This is a genomic window from Roseibium album, from assembly GCF_001404515.1.
GTDB classification, from domain to species: Bacteria; Pseudomonadota; Alphaproteobacteria; order Rhizobiales; family Stappiaceae; genus Roseibium; species Roseibium album.
Genome location: NZ_CXWE01000005.1, coordinates 525,204 through 545,935, shown reverse-complemented (window position 1 = coordinate 545,935; position 20,732 = coordinate 525,204). Strand labels below are relative to the sequence as shown.

At 56.4% G+C, this 20,732-nt stretch carries 23 protein-coding genes; 9 read left to right on the top strand and 14 right to left on the bottom strand.

What is annotated here, in order from left to right:
• Nucleotides 1-66 precede the first annotated feature (66 nt).
• The gene (locus LA5095_RS19385) at nucleotides 67-1,155 is read right to left on the bottom strand and encodes a class I SAM-dependent methyltransferase (RefSeq protein WP_235808873.1); all 1,089 of its coding nucleotides are present in this window, start codon (nucleotides 1,153-1,155) and stop codon (nucleotides 67-69) included.
• Nucleotides 1,152-1,985 carry a prolipoprotein diacylglyceryl transferase gene (lgt, locus tag LA5095_RS19380; RefSeq protein WP_055117831.1) on the bottom strand — a complete coding sequence of 278 codons (834 nt, stop codon included), beginning with the start codon at nucleotides 1,983-1,985 and terminating at the stop codon, nucleotides 1,152-1,154. The genes LA5095_RS19385 and lgt overlap by 4 nt, the downstream gene beginning before the upstream one ends.
• 204 nt (nucleotides 1,986-2,189) lie before the next feature.
• Between lgt and LA5095_RS19375 the strand changes: the two genes are divergently transcribed.
• The 5 genes from LA5095_RS19375 to LA5095_RS19355 all read left to right on the top strand — a co-directional run bounded on the left by LA5095_RS19375 (nucleotide 2,190) and on the right by LA5095_RS19355 (nucleotide 5,388).
• A complete protein-coding gene (locus LA5095_RS19375; RefSeq protein ID WP_035900241.1) occupies nucleotides 2,190-2,456 on the top strand; it encodes an accessory factor UbiK family protein in 267 nt (88 codons plus the stop codon).
• A 347-nt stretch (nucleotides 2,457-2,803) separates the two neighbouring features.
• A complete protein-coding gene (locus tag LA5095_RS19370; RefSeq protein WP_029065103.1) occupies nucleotides 2,804-3,304 on the top strand; it encodes a type III secretion system chaperone family protein in 501 nt (166 codons plus the stop codon).
• Nucleotides 3,301-4,119: a pyrroline-5-carboxylate reductase gene (gene proC / locus LA5095_RS19365; protein WP_055117829.1), complete on the top strand. Its 819-nt coding sequence runs from the start codon at nucleotides 3,301-3,303 to the stop codon at nucleotides 4,117-4,119. Before LA5095_RS19370 ends, proC begins: the two co-directional genes overlap by 4 nt.
• A gap of 157 nt (nucleotides 4,120-4,276) precedes the next feature.
• Nucleotides 4,277-4,978: a TetR/AcrR family transcriptional regulator gene (locus LA5095_RS19360; protein ID WP_055117827.1), complete on the top strand. Its 702-nt coding sequence runs from the start codon at nucleotides 4,277-4,279 to the stop codon at nucleotides 4,976-4,978.
• Nucleotides 4,979-5,046: 68 nt separating this feature from the next.
• The gene (locus LA5095_RS19355) at nucleotides 5,047-5,388 is read left to right on the top strand and encodes a tRNA-binding protein (protein ID WP_055118091.1); all 342 of its coding nucleotides are present in this window, start codon (nucleotides 5,047-5,049) and stop codon (nucleotides 5,386-5,388) included.
• A 21-nt stretch (nucleotides 5,389-5,409) separates the two neighbouring features.
• Here LA5095_RS19355 and LA5095_RS19350 read toward each other — a convergent pair whose 3' ends face one another.
• From LA5095_RS19350 to LA5095_RS19340, 3 genes are all read right to left on the bottom strand, one after another.
• Complete coding sequence (locus LA5095_RS19350) at nucleotides 5,410-6,714, bottom strand: ATP-binding protein (protein WP_235808880.1); 1,305 nt, start codon at nucleotides 6,712-6,714, stop codon at nucleotides 5,410-5,412.
• A gap of 101 nt (nucleotides 6,715-6,815) precedes the next feature.
• Nucleotides 6,816-7,514: a response regulator gene (locus tag LA5095_RS19345; protein WP_055117823.1), complete on the bottom strand. Its 699-nt coding sequence runs from the start codon at nucleotides 7,512-7,514 to the stop codon at nucleotides 6,816-6,818.
• Nucleotides 7,515-7,548: 34 nt separating this feature from the next.
• A complete protein-coding gene (locus LA5095_RS19340) occupies nucleotides 7,549-8,106 on the bottom strand; it encodes a MarR family winged helix-turn-helix transcriptional regulator (RefSeq protein ID WP_082442894.1) in 558 nt (185 codons plus the stop codon).
• 244 nt (nucleotides 8,107-8,350) lie between these two features.
• On the opposite strand from LA5095_RS19340, the gene LA5095_RS19335 reads away from it, so the two are divergent.
• The 4 genes from LA5095_RS19335 (at nucleotide 8,351) to LA5095_RS19320 (ending at nucleotide 12,664) form a co-directional block, all read left to right on the top strand.
• On the top strand, nucleotides 8,351-9,253 hold the full coding sequence (locus LA5095_RS19335) for a branched-chain amino acid aminotransferase (protein ID WP_055117821.1): 903 nt from the start codon (nucleotides 8,351-8,353) through the stop codon (nucleotides 9,251-9,253).
• Between the two features lie 444 nt (nucleotides 9,254-9,697).
• On the top strand, nucleotides 9,698-11,122 hold the full coding sequence (locus LA5095_RS19330) for an alkaline phosphatase D family protein (RefSeq protein ID WP_055117819.1): 1,425 nt from the start codon (nucleotides 9,698-9,700) through the stop codon (nucleotides 11,120-11,122).
• 21 nt (nucleotides 11,123-11,143) lie between these two features.
• Nucleotides 11,144-11,899 (top strand): hypothetical protein, encoded by a 756-nt coding sequence (locus LA5095_RS19325; RefSeq protein WP_055117817.1) that lies wholly within the window; start codon nucleotides 11,144-11,146, stop codon nucleotides 11,897-11,899.
• 333 nt (nucleotides 11,900-12,232) lie between these two features.
• On the top strand, nucleotides 12,233-12,664 hold the full coding sequence (locus LA5095_RS19320) for a lipocalin-like domain-containing protein (protein WP_055117815.1): 432 nt from the start codon (nucleotides 12,233-12,235) through the stop codon (nucleotides 12,662-12,664).
• 30 nt (nucleotides 12,665-12,694) lie between these two features.
• Here the strand turns inward: LA5095_RS19320 and LA5095_RS19315 are convergent, their stop codons facing one another.
• The 9 genes from LA5095_RS19315 to LA5095_RS19275 form a co-directional block, all read right to left on the bottom strand.
• Nucleotides 12,695-13,078: an SDR family oxidoreductase gene (locus LA5095_RS19315; protein ID WP_055117813.1), complete on the bottom strand. Its 384-nt coding sequence runs from the start codon at nucleotides 13,076-13,078 to the stop codon at nucleotides 12,695-12,697.
• 49 nt (nucleotides 13,079-13,127) lie between these two features.
• The gene (locus tag LA5095_RS19310; protein ID WP_055117811.1) at nucleotides 13,128-14,231 is read right to left on the bottom strand and encodes a serine hydrolase domain-containing protein; all 1,104 of its coding nucleotides are present in this window, start codon (nucleotides 14,229-14,231) and stop codon (nucleotides 13,128-13,130) included.
• Nucleotides 14,232-14,501: 270 nt separating this feature from the next.
• Nucleotides 14,502-15,803: a multidrug effflux MFS transporter gene (locus LA5095_RS19305; RefSeq protein WP_306361049.1), complete on the bottom strand. Its 1,302-nt coding sequence runs from the start codon at nucleotides 15,801-15,803 to the stop codon at nucleotides 14,502-14,504.
• 112 nt (nucleotides 15,804-15,915) lie between these two features.
• Entirely contained in the window at nucleotides 15,916-16,383 is a 468-nt protein-coding gene (locus LA5095_RS19300; RefSeq protein WP_055117809.1) for a molybdenum cofactor biosynthesis protein MoaE, read from the bottom strand.
• On the bottom strand, nucleotides 16,380-16,631 hold the full coding sequence (moaD, locus tag LA5095_RS19295) for a molybdopterin converting factor subunit 1 (RefSeq protein WP_055117807.1): 252 nt from the start codon (nucleotides 16,629-16,631) through the stop codon (nucleotides 16,380-16,382). Before moaD ends, LA5095_RS19300 begins: the two co-directional genes overlap by 4 nt.
• Before the next feature lie 48 nt (nucleotides 16,632-16,679).
• Entirely contained in the window at nucleotides 16,680-17,252 is a 573-nt protein-coding gene (gene pgsA, locus LA5095_RS19290; RefSeq protein WP_029065091.1) for a CDP-diacylglycerol--glycerol-3-phosphate 3-phosphatidyltransferase, read from the bottom strand.
• Nucleotides 17,253-17,380: 128 nt separating this feature from the next.
• Entirely contained in the window at nucleotides 17,381-17,674 is a 294-nt protein-coding gene (locus tag LA5095_RS19285) for an HlyU family transcriptional regulator (RefSeq protein WP_055118084.1), read from the bottom strand.
• Between the two features lie 159 nt (nucleotides 17,675-17,833).
• Nucleotides 17,834-19,594, bottom strand: a complete 1,761-nt coding sequence (locus tag LA5095_RS19280; RefSeq protein ID WP_055118081.1) for a TRAP transporter permease — start codon at nucleotides 19,592-19,594, stop codon at nucleotides 17,834-17,836.
• Between the two features lie 137 nt (nucleotides 19,595-19,731).
• Nucleotides 19,732-20,688, bottom strand: coding sequence for a TAXI family TRAP transporter solute-binding subunit (locus LA5095_RS19275; RefSeq protein WP_055117805.1), 957 nt, complete (start codon nucleotides 20,686-20,688; stop codon nucleotides 19,732-19,734).
• Nucleotides 20,689-20,732: the final 44 nt, after the last annotated feature.

Here is a 20,732-nt window from a genome sequence, read left to right as displayed (position 1 = left end):
TCTGACGAGATCCTTGCGCGTCCATTTCTGGATCGATTCGTCGCCAACCTCCGATCCTTGTGGAACTCAGCCGGTGCTGTCAAACGGTGGGAATGGGCAATTTTCTCCTGTCAGAGCCAAAACCTTGAAAAGACTTCCCATTTGATCAGGTGCCGCAAGCCGTTCGACCGCGTTGCGAATGCTCTCCTGTTCCGATTGGGTTTTCCCGGCACCAAGCGAGCCTGCCCGTTCCAGCAGACCTGATCGCAACAGGAAATCACCCTGTGTCATGGGCGGATGAACCTTGGCACCTCCCTTGATCGCGGCCGTCGCCAGTGCTTCGAAATTTACATGTGCGGTCAAGTCGGCATCGCCCGGATGCGCCAGGACATCGTCGTAAACATGCTTGTAAAGCGCCTGTAACGTGTCTCCAGGTGCGGTCCTGAGATAGCCGTAGTCGATAATGAGGACGGCTCCTCCATACTGCGCCAGCCTCGCACCCAACTGCTCGGCGATCGCATTTGCAGCCGGTTGCGTCTCGATGATGGTTCCAAGTGGGGACCCGGCGAGACCGGGAGGGAGGTCATTCTTCGGTATTCGGGCCGTTCCGGCGCCGAAGGCGAGCTCACCTGCATTGTCGATTCCTATGACGCGCTCGCACCATCCTTGCTCCGTCTTGACGAACTGATGAATTGGAAGGGCATCGAAAAACTCGTTGGCGACACCGATCAATGGTCCGTCCGGAACGTCCAGAAATGTGCCCAGAAAAGTTGGCTGCAGGGGTGCTTTTGCCAGCGTTTCCCGCTGCTTTTTCCTCAAGTGCGGGCTGGTTTCAATCAGATGCAGGTTTGCTGCCTTCACGAATGCGGGCCGGAGGGCCGCAACGCGCAGGAGATCCGCCATCAGCGTCCCCCGGCCGGGCCCGAACTCGACGAGATTGATCCGGTCAGGTTCGCCGAGCGCCTGGTGTGCCGATGCACAGGCGGCGCCGACGAGTTCGCCGAACATCTGACTGACTTCGGGAGCAGTGATGAAATCGCCTTCGCGTCCGAAAGGGTCTCGTGTCGCATAGTAGCCGCCGTCAGGGTCGCCCAGGCAGGTTGCCATGTACTGCGCGACCGACATCGGTCCATCCGCCACGATCCTCGCCTTGATCTTGTCCTTCACCACCGTCAATTCCGAGCCTCTCGGTTTGACCTCCGAGCGGCCCAGACCATGAGCGCGATGCCTCCGAGGATCATGGGGAGGGACAACAGAATTCCCATCGTCAGGAAACCCGACAGATAACCGATATGTGCATCGGGAACGCGGTAGAGTTCGGCGATCGATCGGCCAACGCCATATCCAAACGCAAAGGCGCCTGCGAGGAATCCCGGCTTTTCCAGGAGCTTGAAGCGGTGACTGAGAAGACGGAGCACAAGAAACAATACGACGCCCTCGAGAGCGGCCTCGTAGATCTGGCTGGGGTGGCGGGGTTCGGGGCCGGCGCCCGGAAACACCACTGCCCAGGGGACGTCCGTCGTGCGGCCCCACAGTTCGGCATTGATGAAGTTTGCGATTCGGCCGAAAAAGAGACCGATCGGTGCCGCGCAACCGGCAAGGTCGAACAGGGTCCAGACCGACAGCCCCCTGCGCCAGGCAAACAGGAAAATGGCAATCACCGTGCCTGCAAAACCGCCGTGAAAGGACATTCCGCCTGTCCAGACGGCAAGGGCTTCCCCCGGATTGGCGAAGTAGTAGGAGGGATTGTAGAAAAGGACATACCCCAGGCGTCCGCCGATAATGATGCCGAACGTGCCCCACAGGACAAAGTCATCCAGATCGACTGGAGTGGGTCTTTGAAGGCCTGCCCATAGCCGATCGTTGCGGACAAGGGCACGCATATAGCGCCAGGCGAGTATGATGCCGACAATGTAGGCAAGCGCATACCAGCGGAGGGCGAAAGGACCGATTTCGAAAATAACCGGATCAATTGCCGGAAACGGCAAAACGAAAACTGTCGGCACGTGACGTCCTTCTTGAGCCTGACTTGGGCTGGGGAATATCCGGGGCAACGCTTGCGCGATCTTCGTTCATCCGTCAAGCGTGCTGTCGTCAAGCGTTCGCGAGCCGCCCATTGAATTGCGGTGTGACGGAATTGGTTCTTGAAGTTGAAGCATTTCCCTCATACCTGTCGGGTATTGAAAATGTTCCTGAACAAGGAGGGTCAGATGACCCAGGGCCCAAACCGCCTTCTCGACGATTTCGCAAAACTGATGACAGATGCCGCCGGTGTCGCACAAGGCGCCCGACGTGAGGTGGAAACCGCATTCCGCGCTCAGGCGGAACGTTTCCTGTCCGACATGGATATGGTGTCCCGGGAAGAGCATGAAGCAGTCAAGGAAATGGCGGTGCGTGCGCTCGACCGGGTCGAAGAGCTCGAATCGCGGCTCGCCAAGCTCGAAAACGGCAATTCCGGAGACGACGGAGACGCTTAAAGCACTTGGGTGACGTCGAAGTGAGCACTTTCTGTTAATTGTTGATGACAGAAATACGACGAATGAACTTGGCGGAAATGCAGTGATTTTGAGCAGTTTGACGAGAATTTCAGCTGAGTCGTCCACAAGTTTCGGCGAATTCATCGGGTTTGGTATGTATCCATTAAATCATTCCTGATCCTATACTCGAAGACAACAGGGATTCGTCGGAGCAAGACGGAACCGGTTCTCTTGAGTAGGGCCACCAAAGGACGCGTTTTGCTCCTCCGGCATGGGAAATTTCCCGGCGGCCCGCCCGGTTATCCTGATCGGGTATTCGGCCCCGGCTCGAAAGGGGAGAAGGCATCATGAGCCTCATCGAGATCGACTTCGAGCGACCTGACAATCCCGTTGATACCATCGAAACCGTTGCCGCGTTGAACGACTGGGCGTTTGAACGCTCGGACGAGGACGAAATCACCATCTCGCTGGGAGGCAGCTGGTGTGATTACCATGTCTCCTTCTCCTGGATGGAGGAGGTGGAAGCACTGCATCTTGCCTGTGCTTTCGACCTGAAGGTCACGGAGCCGCGCAAGACCGAAGTTATCCGGCTTCTGGCCCTCGTCAACGAACAGCTCTGGATGGGACACTTCGATCTCTGGCACAAAGAGAACGTCATCATGTTCCGGCAGTCACTGTTGCTGAGCGGCGGTGCCGAAGCATCTTCGGCGCAGATTGAAGCGATGCTGACAAATGCCCTTGAAAACTGCGAACGTTTCTATCAAGCCTTTCAATTCGTGGTCTGGGCCGGGCATTCGGCTGCAGATGCCATGAGTACGGCATTGTTTGAAACCGCAGGGGAAGCATGAATTTTTCAAAAGAGCGTCCCTTTCTTCTTGTCGGCGCCGGCAAGATGGGAGGGGCGATGATGTCAGGCTGGATGGCCGAGGGGATTGATCCTTCCGCTATCGTCGTCTGCGATCCGGGCCTGTCCGACGAGATGGGTGCCCTGTTGAAAAAACACGGTATCCGTCACGTGACAGCTGTTCCGGAGACGCTGAGTGCCGGAACCGTCCTGTTGGCGGTCAAGCCGCAGATGATGGACAAGGTCTTGCCCGGGCTGAAGGCAGCGGTTGCGAACGACACGCTCCTCATGTCCGTTGCTGCGGGAACGCCCGTCTCCAAGTTTAGATCCGTGTTCGGCGATGTTGCGGTGTGCAGATGCATGCCGAATACGCCGGCCATGGTAAAACGGGGTATTACAGCTGTTTTTCCAACTGACGATGTGAGCGAAAACCAGAAAGAAGATGTCGCGAGATTGCTCTCGGCGGTCGGCAAGGTCGTCTGGCTCGATAGCGAAGACCAGATTGATCTGGTCACAGGTGTCAGCGGGTCGGGACCTGCCTATGTGTTTTACCTGGCAGAAGCGTTGAGCGAAGCTGGAAAAGCAGCCGGGTTGCCGGAAGAGATTGCGCATGACCTGGCCGTCGCAACGATCAGCGGTGCCGGGGAACTGCTTCATCAATCCGGAGAGCATCCTTCGACCCTGCGCCGGAACGTCACCAGTCCGAACGGCACGACAGCCGCCGCCCTTGATGTGCTGATGCACGAAGAGGGCCTTCAACCGGTGATGACGGAAGCGGTTGCAGCTGCAATCAAACGGGCGAGGGAACTCGCGGGCTGACATCCTGCACGCCGGATGCACGGGCCGGATTGCGGCTTTTAAGCGAACATTCCTCAGGAAATGCACGCAAATTCAGGAACTGCGGCGGAGCGCCGCTCTTTTCGCCGCAGCAAAGGTCTCCTATCTTTCCATACAATGACCAATGGGAGATTGCTCCATGACGACCGCAAAGACCAAGCAGAAGATCCTTCAGACGTTTCTGGGCCTTCTTTCCGACCACCCTTACGAAGACGTGTCGCTGCCACTGGTCGCGGAGAAGGCGAAGGTCAAGCTCTCCGACATGCGCAGTTCCTATGCCTCCAAACTCGACCTTGTCGCCGCGTTTGCCGAAAAGATCGACACGCAGGTGCTCGATGAGCGCGACGAGGATATGGAAGACCAACCGCCTCGTGACCGCCTGTTCGACGTGCTCATGGCGCGCATCGATGCGCTTGCGGACCACAAGGAAGCAGTCCGGTCATTGCACAAGGCCGCACGCCGTGATCCGGCGCTTGCGCTTGATTTCAACCGGTTGGAAACCCGTTCGCAGAAGTGGATGCTGATTGCCGCAGGGATTGAGGTGTCCGGGTTCAAGGGCGGGATCGTCACCCAGGGACTTGCCGTTGCCTTTGCACGTGTCGTCAGGGTCTGGCTGGACGAGGCGGATGAGGGCATGCCCCGGACGATGGCACGCCTCGACAAGGAACTGGACAATGGCACCTCGTTCATGAAGCGCCTGAACAGGCTTGATGGCTTTGCCAAGGGGCTTCGGTCCTTCCTGAAAAAGGCTTCGAAAGGCAGACGCAGACAGGGTCGGCATTCAGAGGATGAGCCCGATCACGATGCAGGATATTCCGAAGAAGAACCGGCAAGGGCCTAATGCAGCTTCGGGCTTGCGCCGAGTTCGGAGCGAGTCCATCTTCGCTTGTGAAAAGCAAAGGGTGGTTCATGAGCGACGAAATCAGTTTTGACGATTTTCTAAAAGTGGATGTCCGGGTCGGCAAGGTGGTCGAAGCGGAGGAATTCCCGGAAGCGCGCAAACCCGCCTACAAGATGCGGATCGATTTCGGTCCCGACATCGGGATCAAGAAGACGTCGGCCCAGATCACGAAACACTACACGCCGGAAAGCCTTGTTGGAAAACTGGTGATGGCCGTCGTCAATTTTCCGCCACGCCAGATCGGACCGGTCAGGTCGGAAGTTCTGACTCTCGGTGTTCCGGACGACGAAGGTGAGGTCGTTCTCCTGACGCCTGACAAAGATGTTCCGATCGGAGGACGGCTCTATTGAGAATGGTTCGGGCGTGTGTGTTCACGCTGGTACCCTGAGCCGGGCCCTCAGACCACCGAGCGGGCTGTCTTCGAGATAAAGATCACCGCCATGGGCGCGCGCAACATCGCGGGCGATGGCAAGACCCAGGCCGCTTCCCGTCTCGTCCTGATTTCTGGCAAGGTCCAGCCGGTAAAAGGCACGAAAGGCAAGGCTCCGCTCTTCTTCAGGAATGCCCGGGCCGTCGTCATCAACGGTAACGGTCAGCCAGCCCCGATCGATGCCTCCGGATACGTCTACGCGGTTGCCGTATTTGCAGCCATTGGTCACGAGGTTGGACAGGCAACGCTTCATCGATAGCCGCTTGACCTCCGCTTCCGATGGCCCGTCGAAAGAGGTCGTGACCAGAAATCCTGAAATCTCGGATTCTTCTTCCAACTCTTCCAGCAGCAGTGCGATGTCCGTTGACCGGGTCTCCTCGTCCGCGTCACCCTTGGCAAATGCCAGGTAGTCTTCCAGCATGTTGCTCATCTCATCGACGTCCTTGCGCATGGCTTCGCTTTCGGGTGTTTCACCGAGGAATGCGAGTTGCAGCCTGAGACGTGTCAGGATGGTTCTGAGGTCGTGACTGACACCTGCCAGCATCGTCGTTCGCTGCTCGATCTGGCGCTCGATCCGTCGGCGCATATCGATAAAGGCAAGGCTGGCACGGCGAACCTCGCGGGCGCCGCTGGCGCGGAAATTGTCGACGGGACGGCCCTTGCCGAATGCTTCCGCAGCGTTGGCAAGACGGACAATGGGGCGGATCTGGTTCCTGAGAAACAACAGCGCGATGATCAGCAGGACGAGCGACGTGGAAAACATCCAGACCAGGAAGATGTGGGAGTTGGAGGCGAAGGTCTGGCTACGACGTGTGAAGACCCTGAGAATGGAGTCCTTCAACTGGATCCGGATTTCGACAAATCTTGAGCGTCCGACGGTGTCGATCCAGAACGGCTTGCCGATTTTCCGACTGATCGCGAGACTGAGTTCCTTGTCGATCACATCGAAGAAGGGCTTGGATGTCGGCGGCGGGAGTGGCTCAAGGGGCAGGATCGTGGTGGACATGCCGAGGGCGTTTGAGGCGAGTTGTTCGATATTGGTGTAGTCGGGATCCTGCGGATAGTGCTCCAGCACATACACAATGGCTGCGATTTCCCGCACCACCGCTTCCGACATCCTCCTGGAGACGAGCTGGTAGTGGCGTTCCATGAAGACGAATACAAGGACGGATTGCAGGATGACGATCGGGGCGATGATGATCAGGAAGGTCCGGGTGTAGAGCCCTTTCGGCATGATCCGGTACATGAAGCGCGAAACCGCCCTGTAGACATGCAGTATCGGCTTCAAAAATGCGGATTGTGAGAAACGCCGGAGCAGGATTTCAGGATTGGCCATTCGACAATTGCTCAATCACACGCCAGTCGATAGCCAATGCCGCGAACAGTCTGCAGGTAGATCGGATTGCCCGGATCCGTTTCGATCTTGCGCCTTAACCTGTTGATCTGAACATCAACCGTGCGTTCGCCGAGGCCGCTTTCGCCGCCAACGATCTTGTGGCGCGGCACCGTGGCTCCCGGTTGTTCTGCGAAGATCGACAGGATCTGTTTTTCCCTGTCCGTCAGACGGACCTGACTGTCACCGTTCTTGAGCTCGCCTCTGGAGCTGTTGAATGAAAACGGTCCGAACCGGATCTCCTCACTGGCGACGGCGGGCTGAGTGTTCCCCCTGCGCAGGATCGCGGCCATTCTGAGCATCAGTTCCCGAGGTTCGAAAGGCTTGGGCAAATAATCGTCGACACCAGCCTCCAGCCCGGCAATGCGGTCTGTGGCTTCGGACCTCGCCGTGAGCATGAGGATAGGAACCTCGGACTCCTCGCGCAGGGAAACTGCGAGCTCAAGACCTGTTTCGCCGGGCATCATCACATCCAGGATGATCAGATCGAATTCGAGGCCGGAAAGGCACGTGCGCGCTTCGGCGGAATTGGCGGCAGTGGAAACCCGGTAGCCGTTTTCCTTTAGCAACCTTGAGAGCAGATCCCTGATCCGCTTGTCGTCATCCACCAGGAGGATATGGTTGGCATTGTCGTCGGGCACCTGGGCTTTCATGTCGTCATTTTGTTCCTTGTTAACTCGACGTCGGTCAGTCCTTCAGGGGGAACGGGCTTCTGATAAGTCTCATTATGTCCGCGCGAGCCTCGGGATCGATCATCTGCAACAGAAACTGCCGCACGATTTCCTCGCTGCCATCAGGCAATCCAATTAGGGCACGTTCAAGGCGCTTTTGCTGCAGGTGTGCCAGTTCTTCCGCGAGAGTGTGACCCCGCTCCGTCGTATATAGCAGCCGTTGCCGCCGGTCATTCAGACCCTCACGCTGCTCGATGATACCTGCATCGACAAGTTGCTTGAGAACGCGCCCAAGGCTCTGTTTGGTAATGCGCAATATTCCGAGCAGGTCTGTGACCATGATGCCCGGATTTCTCTCCACAAAGTGAAGCACACGGTGATGAGCCCGGCCGAATTCGAATTCGGCAAGGACGTCATCGGGGTCGCCGGTGAAATCCTTGTAGGCGAAAAACAGAAGCTCGATCAGGTCATATGGCAAGGAGTCCTCAGCCTCGTTTTGAGCCGGATCATTTGACGCAACATCCTCTTCCCGCGGGACAGGTGAAATTGCCGGTTTGAAATTTACGTCAGTCATATTGACTTAATTCTGGTCGATTGTTACTTGTCAGAAGCTGCGCGCGAAATGATCGGTCTCAAAGATGCATTTTTAGGCATCGGATGATAAACGAATCCGTTCAACGCTGCCACGGTCATCAGGATACCGATAGTTGGCGTGCTGTGCAAAATATACAGCAGAAATACAGGCGCAAGTCTTTGGCGTTATTCGCGTCTGTAACAAAAATTCAATAATCGCTCAATGAGCGTGCTGGAGATGGAACATGGCTGGAACGCCTTTTGATCAGCTCAGTGGTGATATCTGGTATGATGGCGAGTTCGTGCCCTGGTCGGACGCGAAGCTCCACATCCTGAGTCATGGCTTGCACTATGGCAGCAGTGTCTTCGAAGGTGAGCGCGCATACGGTGGCCGGATATTCAAGTCCGAGGAACATACCGAGCGGTTGCTGGAGTCAGCCCGTACGCTCGGCTTCGAGATCCCCTGGACAGCCGAGCAGATCAACGCCGCCAAGGAAGAAACCCTGGCACGCATGCAGCTGACCGATGCCTATATCCGTCCGGTCGCCTGGCGTGGCAGTGAAATGATGGGCATCTCGGCGCAAACCAACACCATTCACCTGGCCATCGCGGCCTGGGAGTGGCCGAGCTACTTCAAGCCGGAGGAAAGATTGAAGGGGATCCGTCTCGATATGGCGGAGTACCGCCGTCCGGATCCGAAAACGGCACCCTTCAAGGCCAAGGCCGCCGGCCTTTACATGATCTGCACCGTGTCAAAACACGCGGCGGAACAAAAAGGTTATACTGACGCGCTCATGCTGGACTGGCGTGGGCGTGTTGCCGAATGCACGGGCGCCAACGTGTTCTTCATCAGGGAAGGCAAGATCCACACACCGACACCTGACTGTTTCCTTGACGGCATTACCCGCCGCACCGTGATCGATCTTGCACGGGAACGCGGCATCGAGGTGATCGAACGCGCGATCATGCCGGAAGAGATTCCCGAATTCGAGCAGTGCTTCGTGACCGGTACGGCGGCGGAAGTCACGCCTGTTTCGGAAATTGCCGGAACCAAATTCGAGGTCGGCGAGATCATCGAAACACTCATGAAGGACTATGATGCTGCCGTGCGGCCTGATGCACCTGCCTTGCAGGCGGCAGCCGGCTGATCCTCTTGTCGGGGATCGAAACCAGGGCGGATCTGTTCACCCTAGAACCGCCTCAACGGGTGCGTGTGGCGGTGAACGTCTCGTCCTGAGCCACTGCTTTGTCAGACAGTGCTTGCAGTCTAACCGCATTTCCGGCGCCATTTTCTGGCGCCTTGTCCGGCGGTCAAATCCCGATCAGTTCAATTGCAGATCCGTACCTGATATTTCCAACTGTTTTTGATGAACTGACCCAGATGCGCGGTGAGGGCCGGCAGAGGGAGAGGCTGACAAATGCCGGTCTTTGGAGATGAATTCATGCAACTCGTGCCGGGTGCCCTGTCAGGTGCGAGAATTAATAAGCGCGAGATCTTTATCGAAAAAGTAGATTGAGAAAATTAATTAAACTCTTGATTGCGAAAACGCATATTGAGTAGGCTATGGCTTTTAACCGTAAGGTCCATAGCCTTGACCAGCTTAACACTACATGCGCGGGTTTCTTCAAAGAACACGATAAGAGTATGGCTGTGTGTTGAGAGCGGCAATGACGAAAACTCTGCCCCTCGACCAAAATGGAAGATAAACGGCAAGGCCGTCACGCCTGTAGCGCTGCGTCCGCTCGCGCCATCACACAAATTCGGCTCGACACTGCTCACCGGTGTCTTTGAGATTTCGGTTGAGGATCCGCAGGCAAATTATGACCGGGTATCGGTTACGGCAAATGGCGGGACCGCCGAATTGAGCATAAGGCGGTTTCCCGAAGCGATTTCGACAGACACATGGTTCCGCATTTTGCTGTGTTCCTGTTTCCATCAGGCCGAAAACCGGCAGGCGCAAGTTGCACGAACCTATTCGAATATCCCGGCTTCAGAACGCCAGGACCTGTCGTTGTTTATGGGTGATCAGGTCTATCTCGACCTACCCACGCTCAACAACTATCCGGACGACGAAGCGCAACTTTCCGAAAGATTTCAACACTATTATCGAACCAATTGGACCTCAAATCTCGGCCTCGACGCGTTGTTGAAAACATCGCCGGCGGTGTTTTGTCCCGATGACCATGAATATTGGAACAACTTTCCCCACAGATCTCCGATAATCCAGAATTCCTGGAAACAGGATTCCCGAGCGCGCTGGAAGAACGCAGCGGACCAGCTCTATGACGCGTTCCAATGCGCCACGCCGGCGGTTCGCGGGGACAACATAGAAGTCGATGTTGATCCTGTTTCAATCATTGTTCTGGATCAACGCTCGCAGAGACAGGAAGACCGCAGCGCTACCCTTGCTCCAGATGGATTGCCCCAATTGAACGATTGGGTGGACCGTTTGATTGCAGAAAAGAAAGTCGGCGCTGTCGTTACCGGGCAATCCTTACTCGACAAGCCGGTCGGTGAATACAAGGGTTCCGTCGCAGACTGGATGCTTCCCAACTACGGTGACTATGAAGGCATTGTAAAAGCGCTCCAAAGACTTTCCGACGCCGGGCGTCCTGTCTTGCTTCTGACGGGTGACGTTCATTGGGGTCGCGTCACCCGGGTAAAGGAAGCGGGGCGGACCAAATTCATTGAAATCATTTGTTCGCCCTCGTCTTTGGTAACGACCATCGGCAGCGATCAGCTCAAGAACATCGGTGCCGGCTTTCGGAGGTTTTTCAAGGGCGAAAAGTCTCGCTGGCCGCGACATTCAAAGCCTCCCGACGCGGAACCGTTTTTCGCTCAACAGGTCTTCGGCAAGCGCTATCGTACAGAGACCATTTACAAGCACACCGGGGATCAATTTGCCATGCTTGCCTTGCGCAAGGCGGCCAATACACTCGAGGCAAAGGTGACGTATTACGAAATTCACAAGCATCCCGGTAAACCCAGGGACGTCGCGCTTGGGCTTCTCAGGTAACGAATTTTCAGGAGACTTCGAATGCTGAATATTGTGGCATCAACGGCAAAGGCGCATAATCCAGAGTTTGTTCAGGCAAAGAGACGTGGCAGCGAAGACAACGAGAAATGGGTTAAAAGGCATCTCAAAACGCTTGCCGCTGAAGAGGGCGCGAAGGGTATGTCCTATCTTGTTCTGATCGGTGGCAAACAGAAATCCTATTTCCACACACGAGTGGCGCAGGGCCACTTGAGGAACGACATGAGCCCCAGCCATTGGTCACATGTCGTCCTGCTTCAGGGCTCCGGCCCCACAGACAAAGGCGCTATCTGGGAAATTTCGCTGGAGCCCGCCGAAGGATTTGGTTACCCGCCTTCAGACAACGCCGTGGAACAGGCCCATCTTGCCAACTACGCCAGCAAAAACATGTATCCCAACATTGCGGTCATGCGGATACCGGTGAAACTGAGCGAGATGAAAAAAACGATAGTGCAGTTCAAGAAGCAACGTGTCGACCTCGATTGTGTTGAGCTGCTTCTGCTTTGGCTGGGTTACGTCTGGGGGGTTGGGCGAGCAGACAACCCGTTGTTCGATGGATATGGAATACCATCTGCGGCCTTTATCGAAGCTTTATGTTCCGCCAACGGTTATGATTTGACACCCGGGCTGGAAAGCAGAGCCAGTTGCCCCGAAGCGATCTGGCAAGCCGCAAGATGGTGGCAGGAATTTCAAGTAACCCAACAAGGCGCAGCTCCCATCAGGGGCATGTGGCATACTGAGCATTACCTGGGAGAGTAGGGCTGCTGCGGTAAACGACGAGTACAGGCAACCAGCAGGTCGGGATGCGAAAAGTGGCAGTTCCCGGTCCGGTATTGTTGGGTGCGGGGCTGAGTTGGTTTTCGTTTGGCAGGAAGCCCGTATGCAATGTTTGTGGTGCAAGCGGTATTCTTCCAACGGCAGATATCAGCCGGCAGTGAATCCTTGATATCACAATCGAAAATCGACCCTGATCCCGTTTCCAAGGTTCACTGACGGGTGCCGTCTGCACTATTGTGAAACCCGACTCGAACGAACGCCGTATGCCGTGAAAAGCGTATTGTTGAAATCAATTTCATGATTGGATTGTTTATTATGTCGGAATTGACCCTGGTCGGCACCTGGTCGTTGATTGCCTGGTTCAATCAAGATGAAGACGGTCGCCGTGTTTACCCATTGGGAGAGGATGCGACCGGATATATCAGTTATTCTCAAGATGGTTTTGTGTTTGTTCACATGATGGCCAGCAATCGCATGCAATACGCCACAAATGATCCGTTCGGCGGAACCGTTCAGGAGGACACTGCGGCTATCAAATCTCAGATTACCTACGCCGGACCATATGAATACAAGCAAGATCATGTCATTCACCGCGTGACCCAGGCCTCTTGTCCCAACTGGGTCGGTACAGAGCAAATCCGCCAGGTGGAAATGTCCGGCGACCGGCTGCGCCTGAGTGCAGCGAACGCAGTGTTTCAGGGGCAAACCGTCACCGCATATGTGGATTGGTGCCGCGCAGGCATTTGAAGGCGACCGCATTGTCGGCGGTGATGCCTGTCAATTTCCAACAGGCCTGTTCACACCTCCGTCGACAGTCAGGCATTGACCGGTTATGTAACTCGATGCCTCTGAAAGAAGGAACGCAATGGTTCGGCCAACTTCCTCATTGCGGCCCACCCGTCCCATAGGAACGGTTTCAGTCCATTCCGGGTGAAACTCTGCGTGTGCACTTTCCATGAGGCCGGGGGCAACGGCGTTGAAGCGGATGCCCTGCCGCCCGTACCGGTCCGCAAGCAGTTGTATGAAACCGTGCAATGCGAGGCGGGTTGGTCCAAGCGTGAACGGCAGTCTCGGTTGACCGGCCTCGATCCCTGAAATGGCAACGAATGAACCACATCCATGATTGCCGATGTGAGGAAACACAGCCTTCGCAAGCCGCATTGGCACCGAACCGATCCATGATTGATCGGGCGGATCCTACCAGCGGTTGTCAAACCAGGCTGTCAACGATGCCATTGATAAAGTCGCCTTCGTTCCACCGTGTCGGTCCAGATCCGATTTTGACGACAATCAAATCCAGTGAAGGAACGATGTAGCAATTGTTGGTGTTGTGACCCTGCAGCGCAAATGTGTCCTCGGGGAGCTTCGGCCAACGGGTCCGTTTGGCGTTGACCCACCAGGAATACCCATATTCGTGGTTCAGCATTTGGGACGACCGTGTTGCCAGGTCACACCACCATTGAGGGATAATCTGTTGGTCTCCCCAGCGTCCATGGCGACACGCCAGCAATCCGAAACGGGCAAGGTCTCGGGCTGATATGACCAGACCGACATGACCACTTGTATGCGGACCGATGTGCCCAGCACCACCAAGGACACCAAAGCTCGCATGCTCAATTCCGATCGGTGCAAATATGCGTTGCTGAATAAACTCGCCCATCTCCATGCCTGCAATTCGCGCAAAAAGAATCGATAAATGCGAAAAGGCCGGATCACTGTATTCCCAAACGGAGCCCGGCTCCGCGGATAGAGTTGCGGCGCTGCGCCCGTAGCGATTGGCCTGATGCCCAAAAGCATGCTCAAACGGTCCTGCATCGGGGCCCGTCGGCACGCCGTAAAGCCCATGATCCTCTCCCTTGATTCCAGATGTCATCGACAGGAGCTGTCCGATTGTTATCCGGCTTTTTCGCGGATCGCTCAGAGGCGCAGCCTCCGGCAGGTACTGGTAGGCGGGCGTGTCGATGCTGATCTGCAAACCGCCTTTCAAGAGCCCTTTTCGGCTATCGTCAAATAGCAGACCCCATGCTGTTCCAGTTAGGGATTTGGTGCATGACCAAACATCAAACCGGCTTGTTGCAAGCCCCATGAACGAGGCATGTTCGTGAACGATGCGGCCATCGCGAACAATGACCGCTGCCCAGTTTTGCCCGCCAAACAGAAAATCCTGCAATTCAAAAACGCGTTCAAGTCTGGACCGGTCGACACCGGCTTTTTGCAGATGGTCATTGTCTGAAGTCAGAACCTCCCAACCGCTGCCGTATTCCGGTTCTGGAACATTCTTTCCGGTGTCCAGTGAAGCAGTTGCATCTGTCATGTGAAATCGGTTCCGCGTCGTCGGGAAGTTTCAGAATTGCCGATTGGAATTCTTGCAAAGCTTCGCACAATTGAACAGCAGCACCAAGATTGGAGACATGGTCTGTCGGCCGCGATGAGACCGGCCTCGAGGTGTCATTGTCCGAAGGCAGCGTCGTTTTCGCCGCAGACAGTCGCGCGGGACGTTAGGCCGAACTCCGGTCAAAGGCCGGGGAGCACAATGACATGCACCCTTCTTCAAGTCGGAAGTTGGCCAAAAGGCGGGCCTTTGTCATGTCTGGTCGTCGTGCAAGGCGTGGAACATGCGTCCCCGCTCGGCATAGAGAATGCATCCGATGGCACACAGGCCATAAACGGCATAGGCAAGACCCAGAGGTTGGGTCGTCCCGTCGAAGAGCTGACCCATGATGTAGCCGAGGATTGCGCCGCCTAGCGTGCTGATCGTCCCAATCACCGATGATGCCGTGCCGGCAATAGCACCAAGTGGCTCCATCGCCATGGCATTGAAATTCGCCCCCATGAATCCGAAGCTGGTCATGATGAGCGTAACCAGCACGAGGAATAGCCAGAAATTTTCAATCCCGAACGTGGAGACAATAAACAGGATCAAACCCAGAGCGGTATAAATCACCGTCGCCCCGTGTGACAGGCGGCGCATTCCGATGGCTTCCACAAGCTGAGCATTGGTAAAGGCCGCGACGGCCATGGTGATCGCGATTGCGGCAAAGACGACGGGAAAGAGAGCCCCGAGATCGAAGATGTCGACGAATATCTGCTGGGACATGGCCAGAAACGCAAACAGGCCGCCGAAAATGAAGGCGGTGCCGAACGTGTAGCCGAGGCTGACGCGCGTGGTCAGAGCGGTCACATAAGCACTGATGATCGTGGACATCACCATGGGGCGGCGGTTTTCCGTCGCCAGTGTTTCCGGCATCCGGTAGGCAGACCACACGAGCATGGCGACACCGGAAAACAGCAGCAACGCGAAGATCCAGTGCCATCCGGCGACAAGCAGCACGACCTGACCGATGGACGGTGCGACAACCGGCACAGCCATGAAGACCATCATTACCAGCGACATGACCTTGCCCATACGCCGGCCCGTATAGCAGTCGCGGACAACCGAAAGCGCGGAAACGCGAGCTCCGGCGCAACCGACCCCCTGCAGCACGCGTGATATGAGCAGCGAGTCGAGATCAGCCGCAAATATTGCGCCGATGCTCGCCAGACTGTAGAGCGCGAGGCCGCCAACCAGTATCTTGCGCCTGCCGAATGCGTCGGTCACCGGACCGAAAAACAGCTGTGCACTGCCGAAACCGATGAGATAGGACAGAAGGATCAGCTGACGGTTGTTTTCCTCGACGATATTGAGCGCGTCACCGATGGCGGGCAGTGCCGGCAACATCACGTCGATCGCCATGGCGTTAAGCGCCATGATCATCGCAATGATCGCGACAAACTCGGCAAATGGAATACCGGGTTCCCGCAAGACTTCGCCTTCGCCGCGGGGGCGGTTCAGCCCGGAGGCGGAATCAGCAGTGCCTGCATCGGTGGAGTCGATGTCGTGTTTCAAGGGACCGGAACCAGTTCAAAGGTGTGAGCCGTCGATTGACCGCAGCAGTGATAGAGGAAAAACGGCGCGGTACGCGAGCTTGGGAGACGGGTAGTCTAAGCGTTGCGGGCGCTCAGGTCCAGCGTGCAGCGTCCTTGTCGTCCCCGTCCTTGGCGTCCACCCAGGTGCCGGTGCCGCCTTCAGCCAGGTGTTCCTTTTTCCAGAAAGGAGCGCGGGTCTTCAGGTAGTCCATCAGAAAGTCTGCTGCCTCGAAGGCAGCTCGGCGATGGGAGGACGCCGCTATGACCAGTACGATATTGTCTCCGGGGGGGATCTTGCCGTGACGATGGATGACCGTCAGACCGGTCAGCGGCCACCGCGCGATTGCCTGTTGCGCGATGCGGGTCAGTTCGCCCTCTGCCATGCCGGGGTAATGCTCCAGCTCCAGGGCACTCAGCGTACCGGCCTCGTCGCGGCACAGGCCCGTAAAACTCACCAGCGCACCGACATCCTTGCGGCCCGAGGTCAGCAGACCGGACTCCGCCCCTGCGTCAAAATCCTCCGTTTGAACTTTCACCTTTGGTGTGACCGGCATCATCATCCACCCGTCATCGGCGGAAAAAAGGCGACTTCCCTGGCTGCGCCGAGTTCCGTATCCGGTTCGACATGCTCCTGGTCCAGTGCAACACGAATTGCGTCTTCTTCCTCGAAAGCCGAAGCGTGATAGTCGTCGAGGTCTTTCAGGTGTGCGATCAGATCAGAGACAGTTTTCACATTGGAGGGAAGCTCGATGGTTTCTTCCTCTATGCCAACCTTTTCGCGAACCCAGGCAAAGTACCTAATATTCATGAGACCTCCCGATAGTACGGCTTTACTGGCAACGCTGCACAGCGTGCCTTATTCGGTGATGAGATGGCCGATCCCGGCACGGAAATAGTCGTAACCGGTATATAGTGTAAGAATGGCTGCGAGCCAAAGCGCCGTCAGTCCCATCAACGTCGTATACGCGAAGATCGTGTCGCCGGCGGGCCCGGCAAGCAGAAACGCAATCGCGATGAGTTGCACTGTCGTTTTCCACTTCGCCAGCTTTGTAACCGGAACACTGACCTGAAGTTCTGCCAGAAATTCACGCAATCCCGAGACCAGTATTTCCCGGCAAAGGATGATGATTGCGGCGACAAGCGACCAACCGCCAATTGTGCCGTCGGCCGCCAGCATGAGCAGGCAGACGGATACGAGCAGTTTGTCAGCGATGGGATCAAGCATGCGTCCAAGCGCGGATTGCTGTTGCCAGGCACGTGCGAGATAACCATCGAAAAAATCCGTGATTGCCGCAACGATGAACATTCCCAGCGCAATCCAGCGCGGCGTGGTTCCCTCAAAATAGAAACATGCCGCAACTGCGGGCACCGCCAGAATACGACCATAGGTCAACAGGTTGGGCAGGCTTAGAGCAACGTTTCGTTTCATGTCTGCTTTCAGAATGCGGGTATTGGCGGATGTTCGAAATCAATTGAAATTGCATTGCCGGAGACAGGCGATCAGTCATCCACTACGCGTCGCGCACCTGTCTCGGTTACAGATTCGGTTCGACCATTTCAATCGAAAATTCGATCGCCTTGCTGGTCAATCATCATTTTGGCTTTGCGGATCATCTCATTGGCCGCCTCGGTCTCACCCGGCATGACATCTGCGCGAATGAAGTGGTGAACCCTTGTTTCCTCGCCATCCTGCTTTTCGATGCGCCCGGCAACCTGCCATTGACCGCCCGAGGACTGTGGTTCAGCGATGATCTGAAAACCCTCATGTTCGACCGGCGCGGTCTTTGATGCACTCTTGGTCTGACCTTCTCCGGACGCTCCGAAGAGGGATTTGAACATCTTGCCGAGCATGACGCCCACTCCTTGCTGTTTGTTCCCTTTTAGGGGGCGCGGCAAGGGGCATCAAGGGGAATGACTTTACGAATTGGTCAAGAGACGTAAAGGAGACGGCTATCTTTGGTAAATGTCAGCGAAATTGCTGTGTTCTTGCGCTTCGTGGCAACAAGCAGATTAGCCGATCATCACGCGCCAGAAGACGACTGCAAGGCCGGCGAGGCCTGAAACAATACGTAATGCAGGGTTCTTGAAGCCGATAAGTGCGTAGGAAATCAAACCAAGGCCCAGACCGGTTTGCAATGCGGCGAAGATTGCGCCCATGGTGTCGCCCTCCATCCTGATCAGACTAGGGTTCGCGATCATTGCCAGGGGAATGATGTAGAGGCCGATCCCCAGGGCCATCGCCGTCAAGGCCACTTTCAGCCAGTTTTCGTTGATCATTCCGGCGGCGATGAACACCGCACCGCAGACCGGTGGCGTGATCGTTGACAAGAGTGCAAACCAGAAAACGAAAAGATGGGCCTGCAGGGGTTCCAGGCCCAGCTGAATGAGGGCGGGACCGGCGACGGAAACGCAGATCACGTAGGCGGCGGTGGTTGGGACCTCCATCCCAAGCACCATGCAGGCCAAGGCCGTCAGAAACAGGGACGGCCAAAGCAGTCCTCCTGAACCGGAAAGGATCAGTGACGTGATCTTGACGCCAAGACCGGTGATGGAGAGAACGCCAATGATGATGGATGCGCAAACTATGATGGCTGCGATCATCGACACCTGCCGCGCGGCGTTGACGAGGGCCCTTTCGACACGGGCCAAGCCCTCTTTCCCGGTACCAATACCCCTTGCGTTGAAAAACAACAGGAGAAAGCTGGCCAGGATTGCCATGGATGCTGAATATTGCGGGGTGTACTGAACCCAGAACATGCCGATGAGCAACACCGTGAAAGGGATCATGAAGAAGCAGGAAGTGACGAGCACATCGCGCCCTGATGGACGGTCCTTTTCAGCAAGACCCGCAAGATCGTGATGATTTGCGTAGGCGTTAACACCAATCCAGACAGCGACGAAATAGAGGAGGGCCGGCAGGAGCGCTGCTGCCATGATGGAGGTATAGGGAACGCCGGTGAGTTCCACCATGACGAAGGCGCCGGCACCCATCAGCGGAGGCATGATCTGCCCGCCGGACGATGCGACTGCTTCAACGGCAGCCGCGAGGCGCTTTGGATACCCCAGACGGGTCATTGCCGGCAACGTGATCGCTCCCGTGGACGCCACATTGGCCGAGGCCGAGCCCGATATGGAACCAAAAAGCGCTGAGGAGAGGACAGACACCTTGGCGGCACCGCCTTTCAACCTGCCTGCGGCGGCAGAGGCGATGTTCATAAAGCCCTGACCTGCCTCTCCGGCATTCAGCACCGCGCCGAATATGACAAATATCGCGACAACATTGACCGAAACACCGGTCAAACTGCCCCAGATGCCACCCTCTGCGATCGTGAGTGTTCCCAGGAAACTGGCGAGTGGCGTGCCGGAATGGCCAAATTCACCTGGAATATGCTGTCCGAACAATCCGTAGAGCAGTGCCAGGAGTGCGACAAGCGGCAACGGCAAGCCGATGGCCCGTCGCGCTGATTCCAGAACAACGACAATCAGGATGACGGCGATGGCGAGCTGAAAAGACCCTTCCAGAAATCCGTACTGGTCCGACAGCCGGTCGTGCGACACGGCTACCCAGACGCACGCACCGATGCCCAGGACCGTCAGGATGATGCCGCTTGTCCGTGCCAACAGTCCCTGCTGCGCCGCAAGCAGTATCCAGGGCAGTGCGAGCGCAAGGTGAAGCGGACGGCTGACAAGATTGGGCACGAGGCCGGAAAAAATAAGTGCGAGGTGAAATGTAACCAGACAGAGCGCTGCTGCGATGATCAAGGGTCTCAAGTCAAAGTCCTTCCCGCCTCGAAACAGCGCAAGATACCGCCGGTCACGCTGCCGGGGCGGCGGCAGCACGACCTTTCTCGGGCAACGGGTCTCCGCGCGTGTGAAATCACGGAGACCGCCAGATATTCAGTTGAGTGTTACTGTTGGTCCGGTGTCAGCTCAAATCCGGCTTCCTCGTAGTACCGGACTGCACCGGGGTGAATTTTCCCGGTTATATTGCTCATCAGGCCCGTGTCGACGCCGTTCCACCAGGGCGCCGCACCGCCCATGGCTTCTTTTTGCTCCCAATAGGTCTTGGTAAGTTCATAGGCCGTATCGTCACTCATCGCGGAAGTGGTGAAGGCAACGACAGGAAGAGAAGTCGTGACGATATCCTCTGTCTGCCCAGCATAGGTTCCGCCCGGGATAACCAGTTTTGTGCGTTTGGTTTCCGCAATCTGGTTGTCGCTCAAGGAAATGACGTTGACACCGGTTGAAGCGGCGGCCTCGATCACATTGGGTGCCGGGAAAGATCCGGCAGTGACAAATCCGTCGATCTGTCCGTTCTTCAGCGCGGCGACCGCATTGGAAAGCTCGACTTCCGCCAGGTCGACCTTGCCGTCCAGACCGAACAGCTTCAGGTATTTCTCACCTTCGCGAGCACCGAAAGATCCCTTGCCCAGCAGGATCGTCTTGCCTTCCATGCCGGCAAAATCGGTGACGCCGCTTTCTTCGGACATCACGAAATGCATCGTGAGGGAGGGGATGGGAAAAAGCGCCCTGATCTCGTCGAACTTGGGATCGGACTTGCCTTCGAACATGGCCTTGCCGCCCTGGGCAAGCCTTACCAGAACCGGCGGAGTGGTAAACACATAGTCACCGCCACGCGCTCTTGCTTCCATAACGTTTTGAACCGAGCCCTGGCTTTCCTCGACCGTGACGATGATGTCGCCGTCCGAGCCGGCCTTCATGGCTTCGGCGATCTGTACGGCCATCTGATAGTAGGAAGAGGTCGACTTCGCTGACTTGTAGGTGATGCGGGTTTCCGCTGACGCGTATCCGGCGCCCAAGGCCAACGTGGTTGCGAGCGCAAGTGACAATATTGCTTTTTTCATAGTTTACTCCCTTGAAAGTTATAATTGTTTGGCGACGAGCAAGC

What these genes read in the sequence shown, in the direction of transcription:
- LA5095_RS19375 (WP_035900241.1), top strand. Translation starts at nt 2,190, where the DNA reads ATGACCCAGGGCCCAAACCGCCTTCTCGACGATTTCGCAAAACTGATG.
- LA5095_RS19370 (WP_029065103.1), top strand. Translation starts at nt 2,804, where the DNA reads ATGAGCCTCATCGAGATCGACTTCGAGCGACCTGACAATCCCGTTGAT.
- proC (WP_055117829.1), top strand. Translation starts at nt 3,301, where the DNA reads ATGAATTTTTCAAAAGAGCGTCCCTTTCTTCTTGTCGGCGCCGGCAAG.
- LA5095_RS19360 (WP_055117827.1), top strand. Translation starts at nt 4,277, where the DNA reads ATGACGACCGCAAAGACCAAGCAGAAGATCCTTCAGACGTTTCTGGGC.
- LA5095_RS19355 (WP_055118091.1), top strand. Translation starts at nt 5,047, where the DNA reads ATGAGCGACGAAATCAGTTTTGACGATTTTCTAAAAGTGGATGTCCGG.
- LA5095_RS19350 (WP_235808880.1), bottom strand. Translation starts at nt 6,714, where the DNA reads ATGTACCGGATCATGCCGAAAGGGCTCTACACCCGGACCTTCCTGATC.
- LA5095_RS19345 (WP_055117823.1), bottom strand. Translation starts at nt 7,514, where the DNA reads ATGAAAGCCCAGGTGCCCGACGACAATGCCAACCATATCCTCCTGGTG.
- LA5095_RS19340 (WP_082442894.1), bottom strand. Translation starts at nt 8,106, where the DNA reads ATGACTGACGTAAATTTCAAACCGGCAATTTCACCTGTCCCGCGGGAA.
- LA5095_RS19335 (WP_055117821.1), top strand. Translation starts at nt 8,351, where the DNA reads ATGGCTGGAACGCCTTTTGATCAGCTCAGTGGTGATATCTGGTATGAT.
- LA5095_RS19325 (WP_055117817.1), top strand. Translation starts at nt 11,144, where the DNA reads ATGCTGAATATTGTGGCATCAACGGCAAAGGCGCATAATCCAGAGTTT.
- LA5095_RS19320 (WP_055117815.1), top strand. Translation starts at nt 12,233, where the DNA reads ATGTCGGAATTGACCCTGGTCGGCACCTGGTCGTTGATTGCCTGGTTC.
- LA5095_RS19315 (WP_055117813.1), bottom strand. Translation starts at nt 13,078, where the DNA reads ATGCGGCTTGCGAAGGCTGTGTTTCCTCACATCGGCAATCATGGATGT.
- LA5095_RS19310 (WP_055117811.1), bottom strand. Translation starts at nt 14,231, where the DNA reads ATGACAGATGCAACTGCTTCACTGGACACCGGAAAGAATGTTCCAGAA.
- LA5095_RS19300 (WP_055117809.1), bottom strand. Translation starts at nt 16,383, where the DNA reads ATGATGATGCCGGTCACACCAAAGGTGAAAGTTCAAACGGAGGATTTT.
- moaD (WP_055117807.1), bottom strand. Translation starts at nt 16,631, where the DNA reads ATGAATATTAGGTACTTTGCCTGGGTTCGCGAAAAGGTTGGCATAGAG.
- pgsA (WP_029065091.1), bottom strand. Translation starts at nt 17,252, where the DNA reads ATGAAACGAAACGTTGCTCTAAGCCTGCCCAACCTGTTGACCTATGGT.
- LA5095_RS19285 (WP_055118084.1), bottom strand. Translation starts at nt 17,674, where the DNA reads ATGCTCGGCAAGATGTTCAAATCCCTCTTCGGAGCGTCCGGAGAAGGT.
- LA5095_RS19275 (WP_055117805.1), bottom strand. Translation starts at nt 20,688, where the DNA reads ATGAAAAAAGCAATATTGTCACTTGCGCTCGCAACCACGTTGGCCTTG.